The sequence below is a fragment of the Thermobifida sp. genome (genome assembly GCF_017577275.1).
Taxonomy (GTDB): domain Bacteria; phylum Actinomycetota; class Actinomycetes; order Streptosporangiales; family Streptosporangiaceae; genus Thermobifida; species Thermobifida fusca.
Window position 1 is genome coordinate 13,492 of sequence record NZ_PITY01000030.1, and the last position, 23,220, is coordinate 36,711.

20 protein-coding genes are annotated in these 23,220 nt (G+C 67.8%); 18 read left to right on the forward strand and 2 right to left on the reverse strand.

The window, feature by feature from the left end; all coding sequences use genetic code 11:
* Nucleotides 1-14: 14 nt before the first annotated feature.
* The 15 genes from CW348_RS14355 (at nucleotide 15) to dctP (CW348_RS14425) (ending at nucleotide 15,394) form a co-directional block, all read left to right on the forward strand.
* Nucleotides 15-863, forward strand: coding sequence for an SDR family oxidoreductase (locus tag CW348_RS14355; RefSeq protein ID WP_016188668.1), 849 nt, complete (start codon nucleotides 15-17; stop codon nucleotides 861-863).
* Between the two features lie 5 nt (nucleotides 864-868).
* Nucleotides 869-3,010: an acetate--CoA ligase family protein gene (locus tag CW348_RS14360; RefSeq protein ID WP_234351656.1), complete on the forward strand. Its 2,142-nt coding sequence runs from the start codon at nucleotides 869-871 to the stop codon at nucleotides 3,008-3,010.
* A complete protein-coding gene (locus CW348_RS14365; RefSeq protein ID WP_011291905.1) occupies nucleotides 3,004-3,792 on the forward strand; it encodes an SDR family NAD(P)-dependent oxidoreductase in 789 nt (262 codons plus the stop codon). Before CW348_RS14360 ends, CW348_RS14365 begins: the two co-directional genes overlap by 7 nt.
* 281 nt (nucleotides 3,793-4,073) lie before the next feature.
* Nucleotides 4,074-5,369 carry a TRAP transporter substrate-binding protein DctP gene (dctP, locus tag CW348_RS14370; protein ID WP_011291906.1) on the forward strand — a complete coding sequence of 432 codons (1,296 nt, stop codon included), beginning with the start codon at nucleotides 4,074-4,076 and terminating at the stop codon, nucleotides 5,367-5,369.
* Nucleotides 5,370-5,457: 88 nt separating this feature from the next.
* Complete coding sequence (locus CW348_RS14375; RefSeq protein WP_011291907.1) at nucleotides 5,458-5,994, forward strand: TRAP transporter small permease; 537 nt, start codon at nucleotides 5,458-5,460, stop codon at nucleotides 5,992-5,994.
* A 12-nt stretch (nucleotides 5,995-6,006) separates the two neighbouring features.
* Nucleotides 6,007-7,527: a TRAP transporter large permease gene (locus tag CW348_RS14380; RefSeq protein ID WP_011291908.1), complete on the forward strand. Its 1,521-nt coding sequence runs from the start codon at nucleotides 6,007-6,009 to the stop codon at nucleotides 7,525-7,527.
* A 12-nt stretch (nucleotides 7,528-7,539) separates the two neighbouring features.
* Nucleotides 7,540-8,751: a cytochrome P450 gene (locus CW348_RS14385; RefSeq protein ID WP_011291909.1), complete on the forward strand. Its 1,212-nt coding sequence runs from the start codon at nucleotides 7,540-7,542 to the stop codon at nucleotides 8,749-8,751.
* Between the two features lie 5 nt (nucleotides 8,752-8,756).
* Nucleotides 8,757-8,972, forward strand: coding sequence for a ferredoxin (locus CW348_RS14390; RefSeq protein WP_011291910.1), 216 nt, complete (start codon nucleotides 8,757-8,759; stop codon nucleotides 8,970-8,972).
* Nucleotides 8,965-10,194, forward strand: a complete 1,230-nt coding sequence (locus tag CW348_RS14395; protein ID WP_104613083.1) for a CaiB/BaiF CoA-transferase family protein — start codon at nucleotides 8,965-8,967, stop codon at nucleotides 10,192-10,194. The genes CW348_RS14390 and CW348_RS14395 overlap by 8 nt, the downstream gene beginning before the upstream one ends.
* Nucleotides 10,191-11,411 (forward strand): CaiB/BaiF CoA-transferase family protein, encoded by a 1,221-nt coding sequence (locus CW348_RS14400; RefSeq protein ID WP_011291912.1) that lies wholly within the window; start codon nucleotides 10,191-10,193, stop codon nucleotides 11,409-11,411. Before CW348_RS14395 ends, CW348_RS14400 begins: the two co-directional genes overlap by 4 nt.
* Nucleotides 11,408-12,004 (forward strand): MaoC family dehydratase N-terminal domain-containing protein, encoded by a 597-nt coding sequence (locus CW348_RS14405; RefSeq protein WP_011291913.1) that lies wholly within the window; start codon nucleotides 11,408-11,410, stop codon nucleotides 12,002-12,004. Before CW348_RS14400 ends, CW348_RS14405 begins: the two co-directional genes overlap by 4 nt.
* Complete coding sequence (locus CW348_RS14410) at nucleotides 11,997-12,455, forward strand: MaoC family dehydratase (RefSeq protein WP_011291914.1); 459 nt, start codon at nucleotides 11,997-11,999, stop codon at nucleotides 12,453-12,455. Before CW348_RS14405 ends, CW348_RS14410 begins: the two co-directional genes overlap by 8 nt.
* Nucleotides 12,452-13,621 (forward strand): thiolase family protein, encoded by a 1,170-nt coding sequence (locus tag CW348_RS14415; RefSeq protein ID WP_011291915.1) that lies wholly within the window; start codon nucleotides 12,452-12,454, stop codon nucleotides 13,619-13,621. Before CW348_RS14410 ends, CW348_RS14415 begins: the two co-directional genes overlap by 4 nt.
* Before the next feature lie 17 nt (nucleotides 13,622-13,638).
* Complete coding sequence (locus CW348_RS14420) at nucleotides 13,639-14,043, forward strand: Zn-ribbon domain-containing OB-fold protein (RefSeq protein ID WP_011291916.1); 405 nt, start codon at nucleotides 13,639-13,641, stop codon at nucleotides 14,041-14,043.
* A gap of 55 nt (nucleotides 14,044-14,098) precedes the next feature.
* A complete protein-coding gene (gene dctP, locus CW348_RS14425) occupies nucleotides 14,099-15,394 on the forward strand; it encodes a TRAP transporter substrate-binding protein DctP (RefSeq protein ID WP_011291917.1) in 1,296 nt (431 codons plus the stop codon).
* Nucleotides 15,395-15,492: 98 nt separating this feature from the next.
* On the opposite strand, the gene CW348_RS14430 is transcribed toward dctP (CW348_RS14425), so the two are convergent.
* The gene (locus tag CW348_RS14430) at nucleotides 15,493-16,410 is read right to left on the reverse strand and encodes an alpha/beta hydrolase (RefSeq protein ID WP_011291918.1); all 918 of its coding nucleotides are present in this window, start codon (nucleotides 16,408-16,410) and stop codon (nucleotides 15,493-15,495) included.
* Nucleotides 16,411-16,540: 130 nt separating this feature from the next.
* Here CW348_RS14430 and CW348_RS14435 point away from each other — a divergent pair, with 130 nt between their 5' ends.
* Entirely contained in the window at nucleotides 16,541-18,511 is a 1,971-nt protein-coding gene (locus CW348_RS14435; protein ID WP_011291919.1) for an FAD-dependent oxidoreductase, read from the forward strand.
* An 8-nt stretch (nucleotides 18,512-18,519) separates the two neighbouring features.
* A complete protein-coding gene (locus CW348_RS14440) occupies nucleotides 18,520-19,602 on the forward strand; it encodes an NAD(P)-dependent alcohol dehydrogenase (protein WP_104613025.1) in 1,083 nt (360 codons plus the stop codon).
* A gap of 424 nt (nucleotides 19,603-20,026) precedes the next feature.
* Here the strand turns inward: CW348_RS14440 and CW348_RS14445 are convergent, their stop codons facing one another.
* Nucleotides 20,027-21,655 (reverse strand): NAD(P)/FAD-dependent oxidoreductase, encoded by a 1,629-nt coding sequence (locus tag CW348_RS14445; protein WP_011291921.1) that lies wholly within the window; start codon nucleotides 21,653-21,655, stop codon nucleotides 20,027-20,029.
* A 488-nt stretch (nucleotides 21,656-22,143) separates the two neighbouring features.
* Between CW348_RS14445 and CW348_RS14450 the strand changes: the two genes are divergently transcribed.
* A complete protein-coding gene (locus CW348_RS14450; protein ID WP_011291922.1) occupies nucleotides 22,144-23,187 on the forward strand; it encodes an iron-siderophore ABC transporter substrate-binding protein in 1,044 nt (347 codons plus the stop codon).
* Nucleotides 23,188-23,220: the final 33 nt, after the last annotated feature.

A 23,220-nucleotide genomic window follows, 5' to 3' on the forward strand; every position in this document is an offset into this window, starting at 1 on the left:
CCTCGGAGGACACCATGACCCAACGCCTGCGAGGACGTGTCGCGGCGATCACCGGCGGAGCCAGCGGGATCGGGGAAGCCACCGTGCGGCGCTTCCACACCGAAGGGGCGAGCGTGGTCATCGCCGACATCCAAGCGGAAGCGGGCCGGCGCCTGGCCGACGAACTGGGCGACCGCGCAGTGTTCGTCCGGACCGACGTCAGCGAGGAAGCGGACGTGGCTGCGCTCGTCGACACCGCAGTGGACCGCTTCGGGCAGCTCGACATCATGGTCAACAACGCCGGGATCATGGGTGCGCTCGGCCCAATCGACGCCACCCGCATGTCCGACGCCGACCTCACCATCGCAGTCAACTTGCGCGGCGTCATCTGCGGGATGAAGCACGCCGCCCGCGTCATGAAACCCCGGCGCAGCGGTGTCATCATCTCCACGTCCAGCCCGGCTGGAGTGCTCGGCGGGATCGGACCGCACATCTACAGCGCGGTCAAAGCCGGCATCATCGGCCTGTCGAACTCGGTAGCCGCGGAACTACGCCAGCACGGGATCCGGGTCAACACGATCATCCCCGGCTCGGTGGTGTCCCCCATGACCGCGGGCATCGTCGTCGACGATGCGCACAACCTCGCCGGAGCCCAGGAAGTGCTGGGCCGCACCGCGCTCCTGGGGCGCCCCATCCAACCCGCGGACGTGGCCGCCGGAATCCTCTACCTGGCCAGCGACGACGCCGCGTTCGTCACCGGCGCGGTCCTGCCGGTGGATGCGGGGCTGACCGGGGCGAGCTGGCCTTCGCCCTACACGTCGGGACGCTACGCAAAGCCCGTGGCCCTGCTGGAGGCCGGGCGGCGCATCGGAGGGGAGGAGTGACCGCCGTGGTGACCCCCCAGCGGTTGCGGGAGTTCTTCCACCCCCGTTCGTTTGCGCTCATCGGCGCGAGCGACAAGTCGACCTTCTCCGCGCTGCTGTACCGCAACCTGGTCGCGGCCGGCCACGGCGAGGTGACCTACCTGGTCAACCGCCGGTCGGACCAGGTTCATGGGCGGCGCGCGTATGCGAGCTGCCGTGACATCGGGTGCCCCGTCGACCTGGCTTTCGTCATGGTGCCCGCGCCCGCGGTCGGCGACGCCCTGCGCGACGCCGCCGCGGCCGGGGTGCGCAGCGCGCTCGTGCTCAGCTCCGGCTATGCCGAGGCAGGCGAAGAAGGGCGGCGCCGCCAGCGTGAACTGGTGGAGCTTGCCGCCGAGCTCGACCTGCTGCTGCTCGGCCCTAACGTGCTGGGGTTCACCAACGTGGCGGCGGGCGTGCCCGCCATGGTGCTCGCCGACCCGCCCACGACACCCGGCGGGGTTGCCCTTATTTCGCAGAGCGGCGCGAGCTGCGGTGCAATGAAAGACTTCGCGGCGCTGGCCGGGGTGGAACTGTCCTATGTGATCACCGTCGGCAACGAAGCGATGATCACTGTCGGGCATCTGATCGACTACCTCGTCGACGACGAGCACACTCGGGCCATCGCGGTGTTCATGGAAGGGATCCGTGAACCCGAGGTGTTCGCCGCGGCGGCCCGCCGTGCCGCGGAAGCGGGCAAAGCCGTGGTCGTCCTTAAAGCGGGCCGCAGTGAACTGGCTGCGCGGACCGCTGCCTCACACACCGGGGCGCTGGTCGGCGACGACCGGGTCGTCGACGCCGTGTTCGCCCGCCACGGGGTCATCCGGGTCGACACGATCGAGTCGATGCTGGTCACCGCCGGGGTGGCAGCGCACACCGGGCCCTTGGCCCGGCCGGGGGTGGGCGTGGTCTCCATCTCCGGCGGGGCCTGCGACATTCTCGCGGACCTCGCCCAGGCCGCTGGAGCAGCCCTCCCCGAGTTCACGGCGGAGACGACGGAGCGGCTGCGCACGGTGATGCCCTCCTACGGGAGCGTGCACAACCCGCTGGACATCACGGGCGCCGCCATCCTTGACCCGTCCCTGTGGGAGGAAGCGGTCGCCGCGGTCGGCAACGACCCCAATGTGGGGGTCGTGGTCGCGGTCAACAGCCTGCCCTGGCGGGACAGCAGTGAACCGTTCTACGGGCAGAAGTATGTGAACGCGATCGGTGCGGGCGCAGCACGCTCCGCCGCCCCCGTCCTCTACCTCACCCAGGTGACGCAGCCGATCGGCGCCCAGGCCCGGGCTGTCCTCGACGAGGGCGGGGTGGCGCACGTTGTCCCCGGCCTGCACTTGGGCATTACGGCCCTGGCGCACCTGGCGCGCTGGTCGCAGGACCGCGAACAGATCCTCCGTGAGGTGGTGCCGCCGCCACGGCGCATCCGTGACATGGATCCTGTCCCGCTGTCGGAGGTTGCGGTCCGCGCCCTGCTGGAGGAGGCCGGCGTTCCCGTGGTGCCCGCCCGCCACGTCCACTCGGCGGAGGAGGCCGAGGCGGCAGCCCGCGCCTTCGGGGGCCGGGTAGCGATGAAGATCGTCTCCGCGGACCTGCCGCACAAGAGCGACGTGGGCGGGGTACGGCTGAATGTGGACGCTGCGGCGGCAGCCGCTAGCTACGACAGCCTGCTGGCGGAGTGCACGGCGAAAGCCCCGCATGCCCGGCTTGACGGGGTTCTGGTCTCCCCGATGCGGGATACGGGACTGGAACTGCTGGTGGGCGTAACGCGGGACCCCCAGTGGGGGCTGGTGCTGGCTGTCGGTTTGGGCGGGGTGTTCGTCGAGGTCCTCGACGATGTCGCCCTCACTCCGCTGCCGGTCTCCCCGGACCGGATCCGCGCCTTGGTGGAGAGTCTGCGCGGCGCCGCCCTGCTGCACGGGGTGCGGGGCCAGCAGGCAGCTGATCTTGCCGCACTGTCTGCGACGGTCAGCGCGGTCGGCCGGCTCGCCGAGGAGCTCGGGCCGCGCCTGGAATCCCTGGAGATCAATCCGCTGCGTGTTGCCGGGGACCGCATCGAAGCCTTGGACGCGCTCATCACCTGGCGCGATGCCGCCCCCGCGGCCGTGGGAAAGGAGAGTCGTGCATGCTGACCGACAAAAGAGTCCTCGTCACCGGGGCTGGCGGCGGGATCGGGCGGGAGATTGCGGTGGAAGCGGCCCGGCAGGGCGCGGCCTGGGTGACTGTTGCGGACCTCAACCCGGCCGCGGCCGCTGAGACCGCGGAAATGGTTGCAGGGGTCGGGGCGCGCGCTCACGCGGTCGCCGTTGACCTGGCGGATTCCGCTCAGGTGCGGCGCATGGTGGAGGAGGCTGTGGCTGCGGGAGGCGGGCTGGACACACTCGTCAACAACGCTGGCGTGCTGGACTCGGCTTTCACCGACACCCCCACGGTGGAGGAGCTGCCGGAGGAGGCATGGGACCGGGTTTATGCCGTCAACGTCAAAGCGGTCTGGCTGGCCACCAAGTTCGCGGCACCCCATTTGCGGGCCTCGGAGCGCGGCCCGTCTGTGGTGAACGCGGCGTCGGTAGCGGGGATGACCGGCTACGGTTCCCCGGCCTACGCGTCGAGCAAGGGCGCGGTCATCCAGCTCACCCGTTCCATGGCGATTGCGCTCTCACCGCAGGTGCGCTGCAACGCCTACTGCCCCGGGTCGATTGAGACTCCGATGAGCCGGGCGCACCTGGAGGCGAGCGAGGACCGGGAAGCGCGGCTGCGCTCCATGATCGGCGCGCATTTGATCCCCCGTTTCGGCAGGCCCAGCGAGGTCGCCAAAGTGGTGTGCTTCCTCGCGTCCGACGATGCTTCCTTCGTCACCGGCGGGATTTTTCCCGTGGACGGGGGGACAACTGCCTGGCGCGGGCTTCGAGAGTAGGCGAGGGCTGTCGGACGCGGGCGTGCTCCGTGGCGAAAACACGAACACGGAGACCGCTTCAGTCTGCCGTGACCAGCATATATCACTCTAAGTAATCACATGTGGGCGGAGTGGCTGAAGTGAAAATTGCTGCTCAGGAACTCTTGACCGACGCCCAAACAAGGCTAATGATGATCATTAGCTTGGTGATATAGATCACTCGTTTGTCGAGTGTTGTGCGTCGTCGGCACCGCGGAGCCGTTGCCTCACAACCCCCCAAATCCAACCAACGGAGTTCACTCATGGTCACACGACGTGGAAACAAGGGTGCCGCCACTGCGGCATCCTGTCTCGCCCTCGGCGTGGTGGGCGCACTCACCCTCACAGCCTGCGCCGACACAGCAACCAGCGCCGGTGGCGGCTCCGGCCAGGGCGTCGAATACGGGGCCAGCAAAGAGGAGTACCAGGCCGCCTTCGCCGACCTGGACACCATCACCCTGACCACCCAGAGCCCCGCCCCCAAAGGCTCGGTGACCGGGGCGAACGTCGAAGCCTACTTCGAAGCCCTCACCGAATGGTCCGGCGGCAAACTGCAGTTCGACATCGCCTACGCCAACGCGATCGTCGACCCCGCTGAAGCCGACGACGCGCTGATCGACGGCCGCCTCGACATCGCCCAAGTCCTGCCGATCTACGAACCAGCGGAATACCCGGCCAACGCGGCCCTCATCGAAGCCAGCTTCCTCTCCGACCACAGCGTCGTCGTCGGCGCCCTGCAGTCCAACGCCTGGCCGCTCGAAGTCGCCTTCAACACCCCCGAGGTCATGCAGGAGTACGAGGACAAAGGCATCAAACTCCTGCTGCCGTCCTACAACTCCGGCTCCAACGCGCTGTTCTGCAGCAAGGAACGCCGCAGCCTCAAAGACCTCAAAGGCATGCAGGCCGCGGCCGGCGGACAAGCCCAGACCAAGGAGATCGAAGCCCTCGGCGGATCCGCCGCCTCCGTCGCCTACCCCGAGCTGTACGAGAGCCTGCAGCGCGGCGTCGTCGACTGCAGCGTCTCCAGCCTCACCGTGGGTGTCCTCGGCGGATTCATCGAAGCCGCCCCGCACGTCGTCGTCGACCCCGAGGCAGGCTTCGCGCTGGCCCCCGGCGCCATGGCCATCAGCCAAGCCACCTGGGACTCGCTGCCCCTCGTCGCCCAGCAGCTCATGTGGGACCGTCTCGACGTCTTCCTCAGCAGCAACATCTCCGACAAGATCTGGCCGAACATCGTCGAAGCCTCCAAGCAGGTCGCCGACGCCGGCGGCTCCATCGAAGTCTTCGAAGAAGACGCCCGCAAGGCTCTCAACGACGTCAACGCCGAACTCCTCGAGGAGCTGAGCACCACCCCGGCCATCGAGGACGGTGACGCGTTCGTCGCGCGGATCAAGGACGCGTCCGCCAAATGGTCGACGATCGTCGAAGACGAGCTCGGCTACACCAACGAGACCGACTACAACGGCTTCGCCGAGTGGTACACCGAGGACGCGGTCGACCTCGACCCCTACGTGGCCAAGGTCTTCGAGGAGATCCTCCTCGAACACCGCCCGTCGTGATCACGCCCCTCACCCCCGCACGGTCCGGGGCGGACCCCCGCCCCGGACCCCCTCGCCTCCTCACCGCTGTCCATTCCGCGGAGATGCCATGAGCGCACCATCGAAGCCCAAGGGCCGCCGCATCGCCGAACTCCTCATCGAAGTCCCCGCCGTAGTCGTGATGTTCGTGATGATGTTCCACATCACGGCCAACGCCCTGCTGCGCTTCTTCGCCAACAGCCCGCTGCCCAACACGTTGGAATACGTGCAGTACTGGTACATGCCGATCGTCGCCCTACTCGGGTTCGTCGCCGCGCAACTACGCGGCCAGCACATCGCGGCAGACCTGGTCTTCCGCATGCTGCCCCGGGCAGCCAAGCCCTACGTCACCGCGGTGGGCTGTGCGGCGAGCGCGCTCCTGGCCGCAGGGTTCGCCTGGTACGGCTGGCAGGAAGCCGTGCACGCCTGGGAGATCACGATGACCGCCGGGGTCAGCGACGTCATCTCCTGGCCCGTCTACTTCCTCGTCCCCCTCGCCTTCGCCAGCCTGACCGTGCAGTTCGCGTGGGCCACCGTGCGGGCTATCCGCCACCCCGACGCCGACGAGGACGACGAGCAACCGGGTACTGAGCCCGCTGCCGCGTAGTTGGAGACCACCATGACGAGCGCAACCGAAACCAGCGCGACCCTCGACAACACCAACCCGGCACGCTCCACGGAATCCACCGGAACGGTGAAAGAAGGCCGCCGGCCGTGGATCGTGGCCGCAGTGACGCTGATCGTCCTCGGCGGCTCCGCGGTCTGCGTGTTCCTTCCCCTCGTCCCCGAAGCCATCGGGGCCATGGCCTGCGTCATGATGCTGGCCCTGCTGTTCCTGCGGGTGCCGGTCGCCGTGGCCATGCTCATCCCCTCACTGCTCGGCCTGTACGCCCTGCGGGGGATGCCGCTGATCGAAAGCACCTTCAGCAAGCTGGTCTACAACGGTGTCGCCGAGTGGACCCTCAGCGTGGTCCCCATGTTCGTCCTCATGGGGCTGCTGCTGTGGCGGTCCGGCATGACCGACAGCATCTACCTGGCGGGACGCCACTGGCTCAACTGGCTGCCCGGCGGACTCGCCGTGGGCACCAACGTCGCCGGAACCGGCCTGGCCGCGGTGAGCGGCTCCTCCGTCGGCACCGCCTACGCCCTGGCCCGCATGGGCATCCCCGAGATGCTCAAAGCCGGATACGACCGCAGGATGGCGATCGGCGCGGTCATCGTCGCGGGCCTGCCCGGCCAGCTCATCCCGCCCAGCATCATGCTGGTGATCTACGCCGGCATCGCCGAGGTGCCCATCGGCCCGCAACTGCTCGCCGGTATCGGCCCCGGCCTGCTCGTGGCCGTCATGTTCACCCTGATGATCGTCGGCTTCGCCGTCGTGCGGCCGGAACTGGTCGGCAAGACCAAAGGCGCGGCAGTCGCACAGGACCAGACCACCTGGAAGGAGCGCCTGGTCAGCCTCGTCCGGATCTGGCCGGTGCCGCTGCTGATCGTCCTCATCATCGCCGGCATGTTCTCCGGTGTGTTCACCGCCACCGAAGTGGGTGCCGCCGCCGCCCTGTTCTCGCTCATCGTCGCCCTGATGTGGAAGCGCAAGAACCGGCCGTTTGCCGCCGTGGTGGAATCGGCGGTGGCCACCGTCAGCAGCGTCGGCGCGATCTTCTTCATCCTCATCGCCGCGGCCGCCCTGACCAGCCTGCTCACCCTCACCGGCATCAGCACCGGCATGGCCGACGCCGTGGAAAGCCTCGGCCTGGGCCGGGTGCAGTTCCTGCTGGTCATGGTGGTGGTCTACCTGATCCTCGGCATGTTCATGGACCCCATGGCCATCATGGTCCTGACCATTCCGATCCTGATCCCCACCCTGAACTCGCTCGACATCTCCCTGATGTGGTTCGGCGTGTTCACCGTGTTCATGGGAGAACTCGCCGTGGTCACGCCGCCCGTCGGCATCCTCGCCTTCATCATCCACGGAATGGTCAAAGACCCCGACGTGAACATGGGGCACAAGATCAGCCTCAAAGACGTGTTCGTCTCCGTCGGCTGGTTCCTGCCCATGGCGATCGCTGTCGCGGTGATCCTCATCCTCGTCCCGGAGATCGCCACCTTCATCCCCGACATGGCAGCCGCACAGAAGTAGGAGGAGCCTGTCATGCCCGCACCCATCCGCATCCAGCAGTGCCCGGTCAGCCACACCGACTTCAGCACGGACACGGAAATCTACGGCCACTACGCGATGCTCGACGCGGAGCGGGAAGCCAGCCGGTTCCGGTTCAACGACACCACCGACCGCGGCTTCCTCATGATCCAGCGCTACGACGACGTCGTCGAAGGCTTCCAGCACCACGAGACGTGGACCACCAAAGTCCGCAGCGCCATCAACCCTGACTCCCGTTCCGGCACGGCACTGCTGCCCCAAGACCTCAACGGGGAAGCCCACGCCAAACTCCGCCGGGTCCTCAACCCGTTCTTCTCCCCAGCCGCAGTCCGCCGCATGGAACCCATGGCGGTCGCACGCTGCATCGAACTGATCGAAGAACTCCAACCCAAGGGAAGCTGCGACTTCGTCGCCGAGTTCGCGATCCGCTACCCCACCGACCTCTTCCTCGCCCTGCTCGGGCTCCCCGTCAGCGACGGCGAGTTCTTCCTGCCCTGGTCGGAGACGGTCTTCGCCGGGTTCTTTGGGGAAGACCCGGCCAAAGTCGCGGAAGCCAGGAAGAACATCATCGACTACTTCACCGAGACCATCCGGGAACGCCGCGCCAACCCGCGCGACCCCAAGGAAGACATGGTCACCCGGCTCCTGGAAGCCCGCATCGACGGCACCCCCATCCCCGAAGAGGACATCCTCACCATCTGCTTGACGTTGATGCTCGCCGGGCTGGACACCACCCGCAGCGCCCTCGGCTACATCTACGCCCACCTGGCCCGCAACGACGCCGACCGGCAGGCCATCATCGACAACCCCGACCTGGTCCCCCGGGCCGTCGAAGAGTTCCTCCGCATGTACCCGCTGGTCTTCCAAGTCGGACGGGAAGTCCAGGAACCCACCGAGTTCCACGGCCTCGACCTGCAACCCGGCGACGTGGTGTGGCTGGGGATCGCCCAAGCCAACCGTGACCCGCGCAAGTTCCCCGAACCCGACCGGTTCAACCCCGACCGCAAAGGCGTCAACCAGCACATCGCGTTCGGTGCCGGGCCGCACCGCTGCCTCGGCATGCACTTGGCCCGTCTCGAACTCGCGATCGTGCTGCGCGAATGGCACCAGCGCATCCCGCACTACCGCATCAGAGAAGGCGTGACGCTGACCGAACGCGGCGGACAGTTGACCCTGCCCACCCTGCCCCTCGAATGGGAGGCCTAAGACCGATGCGTATCTCCATCGACTCGGCCCGGTGCATGGGCCACGGCCGCTGCTACGCGGTCGCCCCCGACCTGCTCAGCGACGACGAACAAGGCTTCGTCGCGCAAAGCGGGCAGACCTTCGACGTTCCCGACCACTTGCACGGCCAGGCCCGGGAGGCCGCCGACGCCTGCCCCGAATCGGCGATCTCGCTAGGGGAAAGCACGACTGCCGATGCTTGAACACCTCCGCGTTCTGGACCTGACCGACGAGCGAGGGCTGCTCTGCGGCCGCCTGCTCGCCGACCTGGGAGCGGACGTGGTCCAACTGGAACCCCTCACCGGGTCCTCGGCGCGGTCAGCCCCGCCGACCGCACACGGCGGGGCCGGCCCGTCGATGTTCTGGGAGACGTTCGCCGCCAACAAACGCGGCATCGCACTCGACTTGGACAGCGACGAGGGGGTCGCCACCGCCCGGGAACTCGCGGGACGCGCCGACATCATGATTACTTCCCTGCCGGAGGCCTGGCTGCGGGAACGCGGCCTGGACCCTGATGCGCTGCGCGCCGCCCACCCGCACCTGATCACCACGGTGATCAGCGCCTTCGGGTGGACCGGACCCAAATCCGGCTATGCCGACTGCGACCTCGTGGTCTGGGCGGCGGGCGGCCCGCTGGACCCGCACCGCGACGAAGAGCGCCCACCCTTGCGGATCAGCGTCCCCCAGGCGTTCCTGCACGCCTCCGCGGACGCTGCGGCAGGCTCCCTGATCGCGCTGCACGCCCGCGCCACCACCGGCCGCGGCCAGCTTGTCGACGTCTCCGCCCAAGCCAGCCTAGGCACCGCCACCCTCGCCCGGGTGCTCTCCCACGACGTGGGGGACCCCCAGCCGGAATGGCACCGCCAGCCCACCGCGGGCAAAGACCAGAGCGGCAGCGGCGCAGCCACCCCCAACCGGCTCAAAAAATGGCGGTGCGCGGACGGCATGGTGGAACTCCACCTGTCGATGGGACCCGCCTCAGGCGAGTTCACCAACCGGCTGTTCGCCTGGCTGCACTCCGAGAACGCGGTCAGCGACCGGATCGCCGCCTGGGACTGGACCACCCTGCCCCAGCGCATCGCCGACGGCGAGGTCACCGAAGCGGACCTGGCTGAGGCACGCGCCGCAGTAGCGGACTTCCTCGCCACCCTCACGAAACGCCAAGTGCTGGACGCAGCCATGAAACACCGGCTGCTGTGCATGGCGATCTTCGACGTCGCCGACATCGCCGCCAGCCCGCACCTGGACGAACGCGGCTACTGGGCGCAGGTGGACATCGACGGGGTCCCCGTCCGCATCCCCGGCACGCTCGCCCACGTCAGCGGCGACGCCCAACCCCGGGTGCGGCGACGCGCCCCACGGCTAGGCGAACACACCGCGGAAGTCCTCGCCGACTGGTTGACCGCGCAGGAGGTGAGCGTATGACCCGCGCCCTGGACGGCTTGAACGTCCTCGACCTGTCCTGGGTTGTGGCCGGACCCCTGATCGGGCGTGCTCTCGCCGACTTCGGTGCCCGCGTAGTCCGCGTGGAATCCAGCCGCCGGATCGAAACCGCCCGCCTCATGCAGCCCTTCCACGGCGGCAAACCCGGCGTGGAGAACTCCGCCCTCTACGGCAACTGCAACGCCGGGAAACTCGGGCTGACCGTCAACCTGAAAACCGAGGCGGGCCGCGGAGTCGTCCGCGACCTGGCCCGCTGGGCCGACGTGGTCATCGAATCCTTCTCCCCCGGGCAGATGGCCAAGTGGGGACTGGACTATGCCGCGCTCTCCCGCGACAACCCGTCCCTCATCATGCTCAGCACTTCGATCGCGGGCCAGACCGGGCCGTGGTCGGCGCTGGCCGGCTACGGCAACGTCGGTGCCTCGCTCAGCGGATTCCAGCACCTGGTCGGCTGGGAAGACCGGCTGCCCCTGGGCCCCTTCGGCCCCTACACCGACTACCTCGGCCCCCGGCTGGCGTTGGTCGTCCTCCTCGCCGCGCTCGAAGACCGCCGCCGCACTGGGCGGGGACGCTACATCGACGTGGCCCAAGTGGAAGCCGGCGTCTTCTTCCTGTCCCCCCAAGTCGCCCACTACGGGTTCGACGGCACAGTGGCGCAGCGCCGCGGCAACCGCGACGACGTGTTCGCCCCCCACGGCGTCTACCCATGCCAGGCCGAGGACGGCAAAGAACGCTTCGTAGCGATCGCGGCACGCAACAACGCAGAGTGGCGGCGGCTCGCTGAAACCATGGGCCGCAGCGACCTGGCTGACCGCGCTGATCTGCGCACCGCAGAGCAGCGGCGCGCCCGCGCCGACTTCCTCGACGAGCAGATCGCACAGTGGACGAAGACAAGACGCGCCGCCGACGTCGAACAGTGCCTGCAAGCGGTCGGTGTGCCCGCGCACCGGTCTGCTTCCAGTGCTGACTTCGCCGCCGACCCGCAGCTCGCGCACCGCGGCCACCTGGTGCGGCTCCCGCACCCGATCCACGGCCAGACCACCGTGGAAGGGCCGCGCTACCTGCTTTCGGACACCCCCGGCGAGGTCACCCGGCCCGCGCCGACGCTGGGCCAAGACAACGAGTACGTGCTGCGCGACATCCTCGGCTACTCCGAGGAGCGGATCGCGCAACTGACCGAGGACGGAGTGTTGGTATGAGCGGCGGCATGCAGACCGAGGACTGGAAAGCCGAATGGCAGCCCGTCGTCGACGCCGTGGGCCGCGACTTTTCCGACGGGGAGACAGTTTTCGGGGCTGACCCGGTCGAGCGCGGGGCGATCCGCCGCTACCTCGAACCGCTCGAGTTCGACTGCGCGCTCCACACGGACCCCGCCGTGGCCCGCGCCGCCGGGTTCGCTGACGTCACCATGCCCTACACGGGTGTGCTCACCTGGACGATCCCGCCGCTGTGGCAGCCAGGCGAAGTGCTGTTCGACAGCGACGACCGCAATGCGCAACCGGTGCGCAGCCCCATCAACAACCAGGACATGCCCCTGGGGCCGAAAACCACCGGTTTCTTCGGCACCGACATCGACATCGACTTCATCCGTCCGGTGGTGGCCGGGGAACGCATCGGCCGCCGCGGCCGCCGCCTGGTGTCGTGCGTGCCCAAGGAGACGTCAGTGGGCCGTGGCGCCTTCCTCACCTGGGAGAGCGACGTGGTGACCGAAACCGGTGAGGTCGTCGCACGGATCCGGATCGGCACCTACGCCTACGTGCCCAAGAACAAGACCGAGGCCAGTGATGACTAACCCCCTGATGCACCAGCGGTACTTCGAAGACGTCACCGTCGGCGAAGAACTGCCCAGTGTCGCCTACCCCTTGACCGTCTACCGGATGGTGATGGCGGCCGGAGCAACCCGCGACTTCAACTCCATCCACCACAACACCGAATACGCGCAGAGCACCGGCGCCAAGGAAATGTACGCCAACACGTCGTTCCTCCTCGGCACGTGGGAGCGGTGCGTCCGGGACTGGATCGGACCCGCCGGGACGATCCGCAGCATCCGCGGTTTCCGGATGCGGGCGTTCAACTACGTCGGCGACACCGTGCGTGTCTCTGCCACGGTCACCGGCACCCGCGTCGAGGACGAGGTGGGCGTGGTCGAGCTCACGATCCGAAGCGAGAACTCGTCCGGGGTCAGCGTCGGACCGGGAACCGTGGAGGTCACGCTGCCGCGTCGTGGAGAGGAGCAGGAGTGAACATCACCCCCACCGCTATCGCCGGGCTCGGCATGACCCAACTCGGCAAGGTCTACGGCCGCACCCCCGCCGAGTTCGCTGTGGAAGCCGTTACCCGGGCCGCCGCGGACGCGGGACTCGCCCTGGCCGACATTGACGGGCTCCTGGTCAACCCGGGGGTCAACAACGACACGGACCTGCGCCTGCAGTCCACCCTGCAGTTGCGGGACCTGCGGCTGCTGACCACGATCCAAGGCTTCGGCTCCTCGGCGATCCAAATGGTCCAATACGCCTCCATGGCGATTTCTGCCGGCATGGCGAACGTGGTCGCCTGCGTCTACGCCGATGCGCCGCTGAAAGAAGGCCGGGGCAGCGGGGCCGCCTACGCGGGCGGCAACCGCCCGCTGACCGGGGTGGAAGCACTGCCCGCTGCTGCCGGGTTGAAATCGGCCCCGGCCCGGTACGCGATCGCGGCCCGCCGCCACATGGAGACCTACGGCACCACCAGTGAACAACTGGGGGCGGTCGCGGTCGCCGCTCGCGCCTGGGCAGCAATGAACCCGCTGGCGCAGATGCGGGAGCCGATCACTATTGACGACCACCAGAATTCGCGGATGATCGCTGACCCGCTGCGGCTGCTCGACTGCTGTCTGGTCAGCAACGGTGCGATCGCCATCATCGTCACCAGCGCGGAACGCGCCGCCGACTTGGCCCAGCCGCCGGTCCACATCTGGGGCTGGGGCCAGGCTCACCCCGGCTACACCAGCTACCGCGACAGCAACTTCGGCCTGGTCAGCGGGGCCGCACAGTCGGGGCCCGCCGCACTGCGGATGGCTGGCGTCACCGTCGACGAGATCGACATCCGCGAAATCTACGACTGCTTCACCTACACCACGCTGCTCACCTTGGAGGACTACGGGTTCTGCGCCAAAGGCGAAGGCGGAGAGTTCGTGGCCAGCGGTGCCCTGGCCCCCGGGGGCAGCCATCCCACGAACACCGGCGGCGGAGAACTGTCCTCCTACTACATGTGGGGCATGACCCCGCTGTCGGAGGCGGTCATCCAAGCGCGCGGCCAGGGCGGGCAGCGACAGGTAGCCAAAAACGACCTGATCATGGTGAGCGGCAACGGGGGAGTCCTCGACTTTCACGCCACGCTCATCGTCAGCCCGCACGCCAAGACCCGATGAGCGAGGAAGGAGCCGCGATGACCGTCACCCCCGTCGTCCGAGACGACTACTCTGCCCCGTTCTTCGACGGTGCTGCACGGGGCGAACTGATGCTGCGCTACTCACCGAGCCGTGGAACCTGGTCGCCTCCCGAGGCCCGCCTGTGCGTGACCACGCACGCCGCGGACCTGGAGTGGCGGGCCGCTTCCGGTGAGGGAACGCTGGTGAGCTGGACCGTCATCCCCGGCCGCTCCCGCGACGGCACGCCCGTGCCCGACACGATCGTGGGCATCGTGGAGACCGCTGAAGGACCGTGGCTGACGCTGCGCATTGTCAACGCCGACGAGGTGCCCCCGGCCGTCGACCGGCCGGTGCGCGTGGAGTTCGTGCACCCCGACAACAGTGAGGCCGTCCCGGTGGCGCGGCTCGTCGCATCCCCCTGATCCTCCTGCGACCAGCAGGACCGTGGTGAAACTTCAACGGGAGGAGAGAGAACCAGTGGCTAACCCGCACACAAGCAGCCTGCAGCCGCTGAAAACAGCGGCGGTGCTGTCTACCGTGATGCTGATCGCTGCCGGCTGTGCCGAAGACCGGGGCAGCGGGGGGAGCGGTGGCGGCGGCCCGTCGGTTGACTACGGGGCGTCCAAAGAGGAGTACGCTGCCGCCCTAGCGGACATGGAACCAGTGACGCTGACCCTGCAGAGCACCGCGCCGAAGGGGGCGGCCACCGGGCGCCGGTTCGAAGAATACGCGGCGGCCGTGGAGGAGTGGTCCGACGGCAAGATCACGTTCGAGATTGTCTTCTCCAACGCGATCGCCCCCGCTAACGAGGTCGACGACGCGCTTGCGGACGGGCGGCTCGACATCGGCTCAGTGATGCCGTCCCTGGAGCCCGCCGAGTTTCCCGCCAACAACGTCATGTGGGATGTGAGCTTCGTCGGCCGCCAGACCCCGGTCGACGGGCTGCTGCAGTGGCACGGCGCGATCCTGGAGACCGCGGCCCAGGAGGACGCCCTCTACGAAGAGTTCGAAGCGCGGGGGATGAAACTGCTGCTGCCCGCGTTCCACTCGGGGGCGATCGCCTACTCCTGTACGAGTGAGCGCGCCGATTTGGACTCGTTGAAGGGCGCCACCATCGCTTCGCAGAGCCGAGTGCAGAACGGCCAGGTCGAGGCACTGGGCATGCAGCCGTCGACGGTCAACTACGCCGAGATGTTCGAAAGCTTGGAGCGGGGCGTGGTCGACTGTGCGCTGGGCACGTTCACCGTGGCCGCGCTCAACGGCTACATCCCCTCGGCCCCCTACTTCGTGGTGGACCCGGAGGTCGGTTTCGGCAACGCGGGCGGGTCGATCGCGATCAGTCTCGCCACGTGGGAGTCCTTGCCGCTGGCAGCCCAGCAGTTGCTGTACGACCGGCTCGATGTGCTGCTGCAAGCGAACTACGAGTCCACTTGGGACAACATTGCTGACAGCCTGACGCAGGTCGAGGAGAACGACGGCGCGGTGCTGCCGCTGGCGAAGGACGCGCGGGAGGCGCTGGCCGCCTACAACGAGCAGGCTTTGGCCGAGGCAGCGAACAACAGTGCGCTTCCCGACAGCGAGGCGTTCGTCACCGCCCTCGAGCAGGCGCTGGAGGAGTGGACGGCCAAGGTGGAGCAGACCGCTCCCGGGCTTGACGTCGGCTACGACGAGTTCCTGGAGTGGCACGCCGCAGGCTACCCCGACTTGCAGAGCTACTTCGACCAGTTGTGGAGTGATGCGATGCAGCAACGCCGCCCCGGCAGTGAGGCCTGACCTTCCGTGCGCGGATCGGTTCTCCGCCCTGTCCTGGTCCTAAGGGGAGGAGAACCGCGGTGGGGCACTGCGACCGCAGTGCCCCACCGGAGGGTTGGTTAGTGGTCTTCGGTGAGGAGCTGCAAGGCGTCAATCAGGTCGTCGACGGCGGCGCGTGCCGCGGGCACCACCCCGGTCAGGCGGAAGAAGCCGTGGGTGAGCGACGGGTATTCGGCGAGGCTGGCTTTCACCCCGGCTGCGCGGAGCCGCTCGGCATAGGCCACCCCTTCGTCCCGCAGAGGGTCGTGTCCGGCCACGACGATGTGGGCGGGCGGCAGGCCAGCCAGTTCGGCGCGGAGCGGGGACGCGAGCGGCAGATCGCGGCGTTCGGGGTCAGGCAGGTAGTGGTCCCAGAACCACCGCATCTCCGCGACGCCGATGGGGAAGGCGGTGGCGTGGGTCTGGTAGGAGGCGCGGGTGAAGTCGTGGTCGGTCACCGGATAAAGGAGCACTTGGAAGTCGAGGCGGGGCCCGTGTTCGTCGCGGGCACGCAGGGTGCAGGCCGCGGCGAGGTTGCCGCCCGCACTGTCCCCGCCCACTCCCAGCGGGCCGTTCGCGGCGATGGTGGCGGCAACATGCTGCACCGCGGCGTAGGCGTCGTTCACGGGCGTGGGGAAGGGGTGTTCGGGGGCGAGCCGGTAGTCGACGCTCACCACGGTCCAGGCGAGCCGGTCGGCGAGGAAGCGGCACAGTTCGTCGCTGTAGTCGAGGTCGCCGGTGACCCAGCCGCCGCCGTGCAGGTAGACGAAGGTGGCTCGCGGTGCGGCGTGGGGGGTGTAGACGCGCGCGCCGATCTGTCCGTCGGCGACGGGGAGGCGGATGTCGCGTACCGACCGCAGGTCGGGGCCGTTGGCGCAAGAGCTGTTGCCTGCGGCGACTCGGGCGCGCGCCTGTTCAGGGGTGAGGGAGGTGAGGGGAGGGGCCGCGGCCGCGGCTGCGGCCACGGCAGCGATTGCGGGATCCACTGGGGTGGTCATTGAGCCTCCGCTAGCGGGGGTTTCGGTAGCACCAAGCCACCACTTTTTTCTCAATTTCATAATAATAGTAATTATGAATTTTATCACAAATCTGCCTGTGGATGGCTGACGTCACGCGGAAAGGCGCCCTATGAAACCACGGGAAACGACACAGTTCACCCACCTCTTCACCCCCATCCGCGTAGGCCGCATGGACCTGCCCAACCGGATCATGGCCACGCCCCACGCCACCCCCATCGGCAACCTGTGGAGCCCCGACGAAGCGGAAGCCGACCGCAACATCGCCTACTGGGCAGCTCGGGCCCGCGCCGGCCTGGCATGGGTCGGAGGAATCAGCGCCGCCCTCGAAAACCACCTGGTCCCCGGATTCGAACCCACCGGTGTGGGCGCAGCCGCCCGCGGAGTGTTCCGCCTGCCGTACTTCCACGACCGCATCCGCAAACTCACCGACACCCTGCACGAGGCCGGGGCCTACGTCACCGCGCAGCTCATCATGCAAGGCGGCATGCCGCACGGCCCCTCGCCCACGGTCACCGCATACGTCGCCAACCAGGTCTCCCACGCCCTCGACCGCGACGAAATCGCCTGGTTCATCAACGAATACGCTGAATCAGCCCGCCGCGGCAAAGCAGCCGGACTCGACGGCGTCGAACTCCACGCCAACCACGACGACCTGCTGGAATGGTTCCTCTCCCCAGCCTCCAACCACCGCGACGACGAATACGGCGGCGACCTGGCCGGGCGGATGCGCTTCCTCCTGGAGATCATCGACGCCATCCGCGCTGAAGTCGGCCCCGACTTCACCCTCGGCGTCCGCATGAACCTCTACGAGGCCCTCGACGGCGGATACGACGCAGCCGAAGGCGTCGACATCGCCAAAGCCCTCGAAGCCACCGGAAAAATCGACTACCTGTCCGTCGTCGTCGGCGATAACTGGGGCGCGCCCAGCTACATCCAACCCCACTACTACCAGCCCGCCCAATGGGCAGACCTAGCCGCCCAAGTGACCCGAGCCGTCTCCCTGCCCGTCATCTACACCGGACGGGTCACCGACCCGCACACAGCCGAAAAAGTCATCGCCCAAGGACAAGCCGACCTCGTCGGCATGGCCCGCGCTATCATCACCGACCCGGAAATCATCACGAAAACAGCACAGGGCCGCGTCCACGAAATCCGCCCGTGCATCGGCTGCAACGAATGCATCCACCGCCGCCTCGTCGACAAGCTCCCCTTCGCCTGCGCCATCAACCCGTATGCTTCCCGGGAACTCGACGGCCCCCTACCCCCGGCCCGCACTCCCCGGCGCGTCCTCGTAGTCGGCGGCGGCCCCGCCGGCATGGAACTCGCCGGGCTGCTCGCCGAACGCGGACACGAGGTCACCCTGTGGGAACGGGAAGAACAGCTTGGCGGCCAGATGCGCATCGCCGCCCGCGCCGCCGAGAACGCCGCCTACCACGACTTCGTGACCTGGCAGGAAGGACGGCTCCGCCGCGCCGGCGTCACCGTCGAACTTGGCCGAACCGCCACCGTCGACAACGTCCTATCCTTCGACGCCGACGTGGTCGCCGTCGCCACCGGAGCCGTCCCACGGCGGCTCCCTATCCCCGGGGCGGACGCCCCCTTCGTCGTCGACGGCCACGCCGTCCTCGCCGGGACGGCACAGATCGGCGAACGCGTCCTGCTCACCGCCGCAGAAGACCACATGCAGCCGCTGACCATCGCCGGTTACCTCGCTGACCACGGCCACCACGTGCACCTCGTCTACCAGACCCCCGGTCCCGCACCCCTCGTCGGCAAGTACACCATCGGCGCCCCGCTCGCCAAGCTCACCGCCGCGGGCGCGGCATTCACCTTCATGCAGCGCGTCGTACAGATCGAGGAAGGGCGGGTGGCCACCCGCAACATCTACTCCGACATCCCCGGGGAGATCACCGGCTTCGACAGTGTGGTCGTAGCCGCCGGAGGCGTGCCCGACGACAGCCTCTACCACGAACTCAAACGGCACGGCAAGGCCAACGTGCACCTCCTCGGCGACGCCTACGCTCCCCGCCGCATCACGTTCGCCACCCAGCAGGCCTACGCCCTTGCCGCACTCGTGTAGGAGAACCCGTGAGAGCGGTCCGCTACGACGGCACAGGTCTCTACCTGAGCGACATCCCCGCCCCCGTGGCCGGCCCCGGACAGGTCGTCCTCGAAGTCACCGCCGCCGGCCTGTGCCACTCCGACCTGGTGGTCATGAGCCGACCGCCCGAAGCCCTGCCCTACAAGCTGCCGATCACCCTGGGACATGAAGCGGTCGGCGTGGTCGTCGACGTCGGCGCGGGCATCTCCGGCCTGGCCGAAGGCGACACGGTCGCGGTGTACGGTCCGCACGGCTGCGGCGCTTGCCGCACCTGCCGGAGCGGGGCAGAAAACCACTGTCCACACGCCCGGGCGGCAGGCATCCTGCCGCCCGGGCTGGGCGCGGACGGCGCACTTGCCGACTACCTTCTTGTCCCCCATTCCCGCCACCTGGTCCCCCTGCGCGGTCTCCACCCGGTCCGCGCTGCCCCGCTCACCGACGCGGGGCTCACCTCCTACCACGCGGTCCGGTCCGCGCTGCCCCGGCTGCCGCCCGACGGCACCGCCCTCCTCATCGGTATCGGCGGGCTCGGACACCTCGCGGTCCAGATCCTGCGTGCCCTCAGCAGCGCGCAGATCATCGCGGTAGACATGGCCGCCGACAAGCGGGAACTGGCGCTCCGCTGCGGGGCGGACACGGCCCTGCCCTCCACGGACACGGTCCCCGACCAGGTGCGGGACCTCACCGAAGGGGTAGGCGCTGACGTGGTCTTCGACTTCGTCGCCAGTGACGCCACCCTGCGCATGGCTGCACGCAGTCTCCGCCCCGGCGGGGAGATCAGCATCGTGGGGGTGGGGGAGGGGCGGCTGCCCGTGGCCGTAAACCTGGTGCCTCTCGGAGCGGTCGTCCGCACCCCCTACTGGGGCACCCAGTCCGACCTTGTCGACGTGCTCGCGCTCGCCCGCGAGGGACGGATCACCGTGGAGGTTGAAGAGTACGCGCTGGAGGAGACGCCCCTGGCGTACGAACGGCTGGCACGCGGCAACGTCCGGGGCCGCGCCGTGGTGAATCCCGCGCGCGCTCCGGGAAACGCCCCCGGGCAGGCATGCGCGGAAGAACAGCGGGGGTGACGAGGCAGACCGGCACCGGCCTGCAGTGCCCGGTCACCCCTGCCAGGGAGGAACAGTGTGCTCGCTAGAGACAGGCGCCGCCTCCTGCCGTGCTGCCTGGCAGGAGGCGGCGCCCACCACCGCAGACGCACACGGGCCGGCGCGTGCTCCCCAGGACGGCAGCCCGCGGGCCCGGGGAAGGACGCGCCAGCCTGCGCGGAGCGCGGGGACAGGGATCCCGCGTCCGGACAGTCCAGGGCGCACCTTGGGCGCGCCCCGGGGGAGAGAGCCGTATCGAACCGGCAGTCTGTCCAGCCCTGATACCGGTGGAGGACTCCACCTGTCAGAGGGAGGGCTGCGGAGCAGGAGGCTGAAAGGCGTTTCGATCGCGGCCCTGCCCGCTGTCGGGACCGTTCCGCAGCCGGACGGACCCGACAGCCGAGTGCTAGGTGAGGACGAAACCTTCGTAGCCCTTGGCAGCCACCTCGTCGCAGATCTGCCGGTAGCGGTGGAAGCCGCCGACGTAGAGCATGAACACCCGGGGTTTACCGGGGACGTTGGCGCCCGTGTACCACGAGGCGGTCATGGGGTAGAGGGTTTCGTCGGCGATCTCGTTGACGTGCTCCACCCACTCGTCTTCTTTCTCCAGGACTGCCTCGGATCGGGTGAGGCCGTTCTTGAACATGTAGGCGATGTGGTCGGTCACCCATTCCACGTGCTGTTCGATAGAGACCAGCATGTTGCTGAGCGCAGACGGGCTGCCCGGGCCTGCGATGAAGAACAGGTTGGGGAACCCGGCGGTGGACAGTCCCAGGTAGGTGCGTGGCCCTGCGGCCCACTTCTCCTTCAAAGCGACGTTGCCCACACCGCGGATGTCGATCTTGAACAGCGCCCCGGTCAGCGCGTCGAACCCGGTCGCCAGCACCAGGGAGTCGAGTTCGTACTCCCGTTCCGAGGTGCGCACCCCGCGCGGCGTGATCGTCTCGATCGGCGCAGACAACGTGTCGACCAGGTGCACGTTGTCCCGGTTGAACATTTCGTAGTAGTCGATTTCCAGGATGAGGCGCTTGGTGCCGAACGGGTAGCCCTTGGGGACCAGGCGTTCCGCCACCTCCGGGTCGCGCACGGTGTTGCGGATCTTGTTGCGGATGAATTCAGCGACCCGTTCGTTGGCGTCCCGGTCGCGCAGGATGTCGCGGTAGGCGGCCAGAATGTCGGGGCCGCCCTCCTGCCAGTAGCGTTCCAGGGTTTCCACCAGCTCTTCGTCGCTGACTTCCAGCGCGGACTTCGGCCCCTGGTAGCGGTGGGTTCCTCCGGGAGTGTTGCGGGACTCTTCCCGGAATTCGGCGTAGCGCTTCTTCAGGTCGGCGAGGAACTCCGGGTCGAGCGGCGCGTTGCGGGCGGGGACGGCAAAGTGGGGGGTGCGCTGGAACACGAACAGTTCCGCAGCCTGTTTCGCGATCTGTGGGCTCACCTGGATTCCGGACGACCCGGTGCCGATCACGCCCACCCGCTGCCCGGAGAAGTCCACGGGCTCGTGCGGCCAGTTCCCGGTGTGGTAGAGGTTGCCGGCGAAGTCTTTGAGCCCTGGGAAGTTGGGGAGCTGCGGGACGGAGAGCTGGCCGCTGGCCATGATGAGGTAGCGGGCGCGGATCCGGTCGCCGTGGTTGGTGTCGACCGTCCACGTGTTGGTGGCCTCGTCGAAGGCTGCCGCGGTCACCGTGGTGTGGAAGGTGATTCCGCTCCGCAGGTCGAATTTGTCGGCGACGAAGTTGATGTAGCGCAGGATCTCGGGCTGGGAAGCGTACCGCTCAGTCCAGTTCCACTCTTGGAGGACCTCCTCGGAGAACGAGTAGCAGTACTCGATGCTCTCGATGTCGCACCGCGCCCCCGGGTAGCGGTTCCAGTACCACACACCGCCCACGTCGCCAGCGGTTTCGATGACGTGCACGCTACGCCCGAGTTCCCGCAGACGGTAGAGGGCGTACAGGCCGGAGAAGCCGGCTCCCACGACCAGGACGTCCACTTCCTCTGGTGGTTGTCGGCGAGAGTCGACAGTCGTCTGCCCGGCCATAGTTCTCCTTTAACGTTTTGCGGAACATTAATCGGTGCGCATGAATGTTAACAATATTACTGTTGGCAGAAAAGGAGGTTTTGGCCTTGACTTAGAGGTTTTCCTGGTGTAGATAAGACCGGTTTCTGTGAGGCCTGATTGCGGGTGCTGAACCGGCAGTGTTGTGACAGGAATGCGTTTCGTAGCGGATTTCCGCGAGGCGGACGGGCGGACCGCTGTTGCGAGTGCGGAGTAGGGGAGTACGGGGATTTGCGGAGGGGTGGCGGACCGGTCGAAGCGGCGCTTCCGTATCGTGGGTCGATGGCTGCGGCCCTCGCGGGGCGGTACCGCCGTTGAGCTCCGAGTTAAGTAAGGTTAGACTTACCTTCGCTTGTGTGCATTGTCGCTTTTGTCGGGATTGGCGGTGGGGGACACGAGTCCCCACCCGCACAACCCCCGTCAACCCGACACCATGCCCCTCTCCTAACACAGCAGAGAAAGAAACCAGCATGCACTCGACGCTCCGCACCCTGCCCGCACGCCTCATGAGCGCGGGCATCGCCGCCGCTGTGATTCTCAGCCTCGCCGCCTGCGGGGGATCGAGCACGGACGGTGGTGAGGACACCGCCCCCTCGGCTGACGGCGCCTTCCCGGTCCGTATCGAAAGCGCCCTCGGCGTTGCGGAGATCACCGAAAAACCCGAGCGGATCGTCACCCTGGGCCAAGGATCAGCCGAAACCGCGATCGCGCTCGGCACCGTCCCCGTGGGTATCGAAAGCTACGAGTGGGGCAGCGACGAGACCGGCTACCTGCCGTGGATTTACGAAGCCGTCACCGAAGCCGGCGAAGAACTCCCCGTCCAGTTCACCGGCGGCGAAGACATCGACTTCGAAACCATCATCGAACTGGAACCCGACGTCATCCTGGCCCCCTGGTCCGGAATCACCCAGGAGCAGTACGACATCCTCAACGACATCGCCCCCACCGTCGCCTACCCTGAACTGCCCTGGACCATTGAATGGGACCAGCAGATCGAGATCATCGGCCAAGCCCTCGGTCAGAGCGAGGAAGCCCAGGAACTGATCGACGACATCGAGCGGCAGTTCGACGAGGCCGCCGCCTCCCGCCCCGAATACGCCGAGCTCACCTTCTCCTACATCTACACTGACGGTCCCGGCACCCTCGGTGTCTTCATGCCCCACGAACAGCGCGTGGCCATGGTGAGCAAACTCGGCCTGCAGGTCGACCCCGTCGTGGAGACCCTGCCGGAAACCGAAGGCACCGCCTCCGCAGTCATCGGCCTGGAAAACGCCGACAAGCTGAAGGACAGCGACCTTATCTTCACCTTCTACACCGACGCGGAGACCCGCAAAGAAATCGAATCCCAGGAGCTGTACGCGTCCATCCCGGCAATCGAACGCGGATCGGTAGTGGTCAGCGAAGACACGTCCTTCGTCACCGCCTCCTCCATCATCAACCCGCTCACCGTGCCGTGGGTCCTGGACCGCTACCTTCCCCTGATCGACGAGGCCGTCGCTCAACTCGACCGCTAACCACCAGGGTGCGGCCCTGCTGGGGCCGCACCC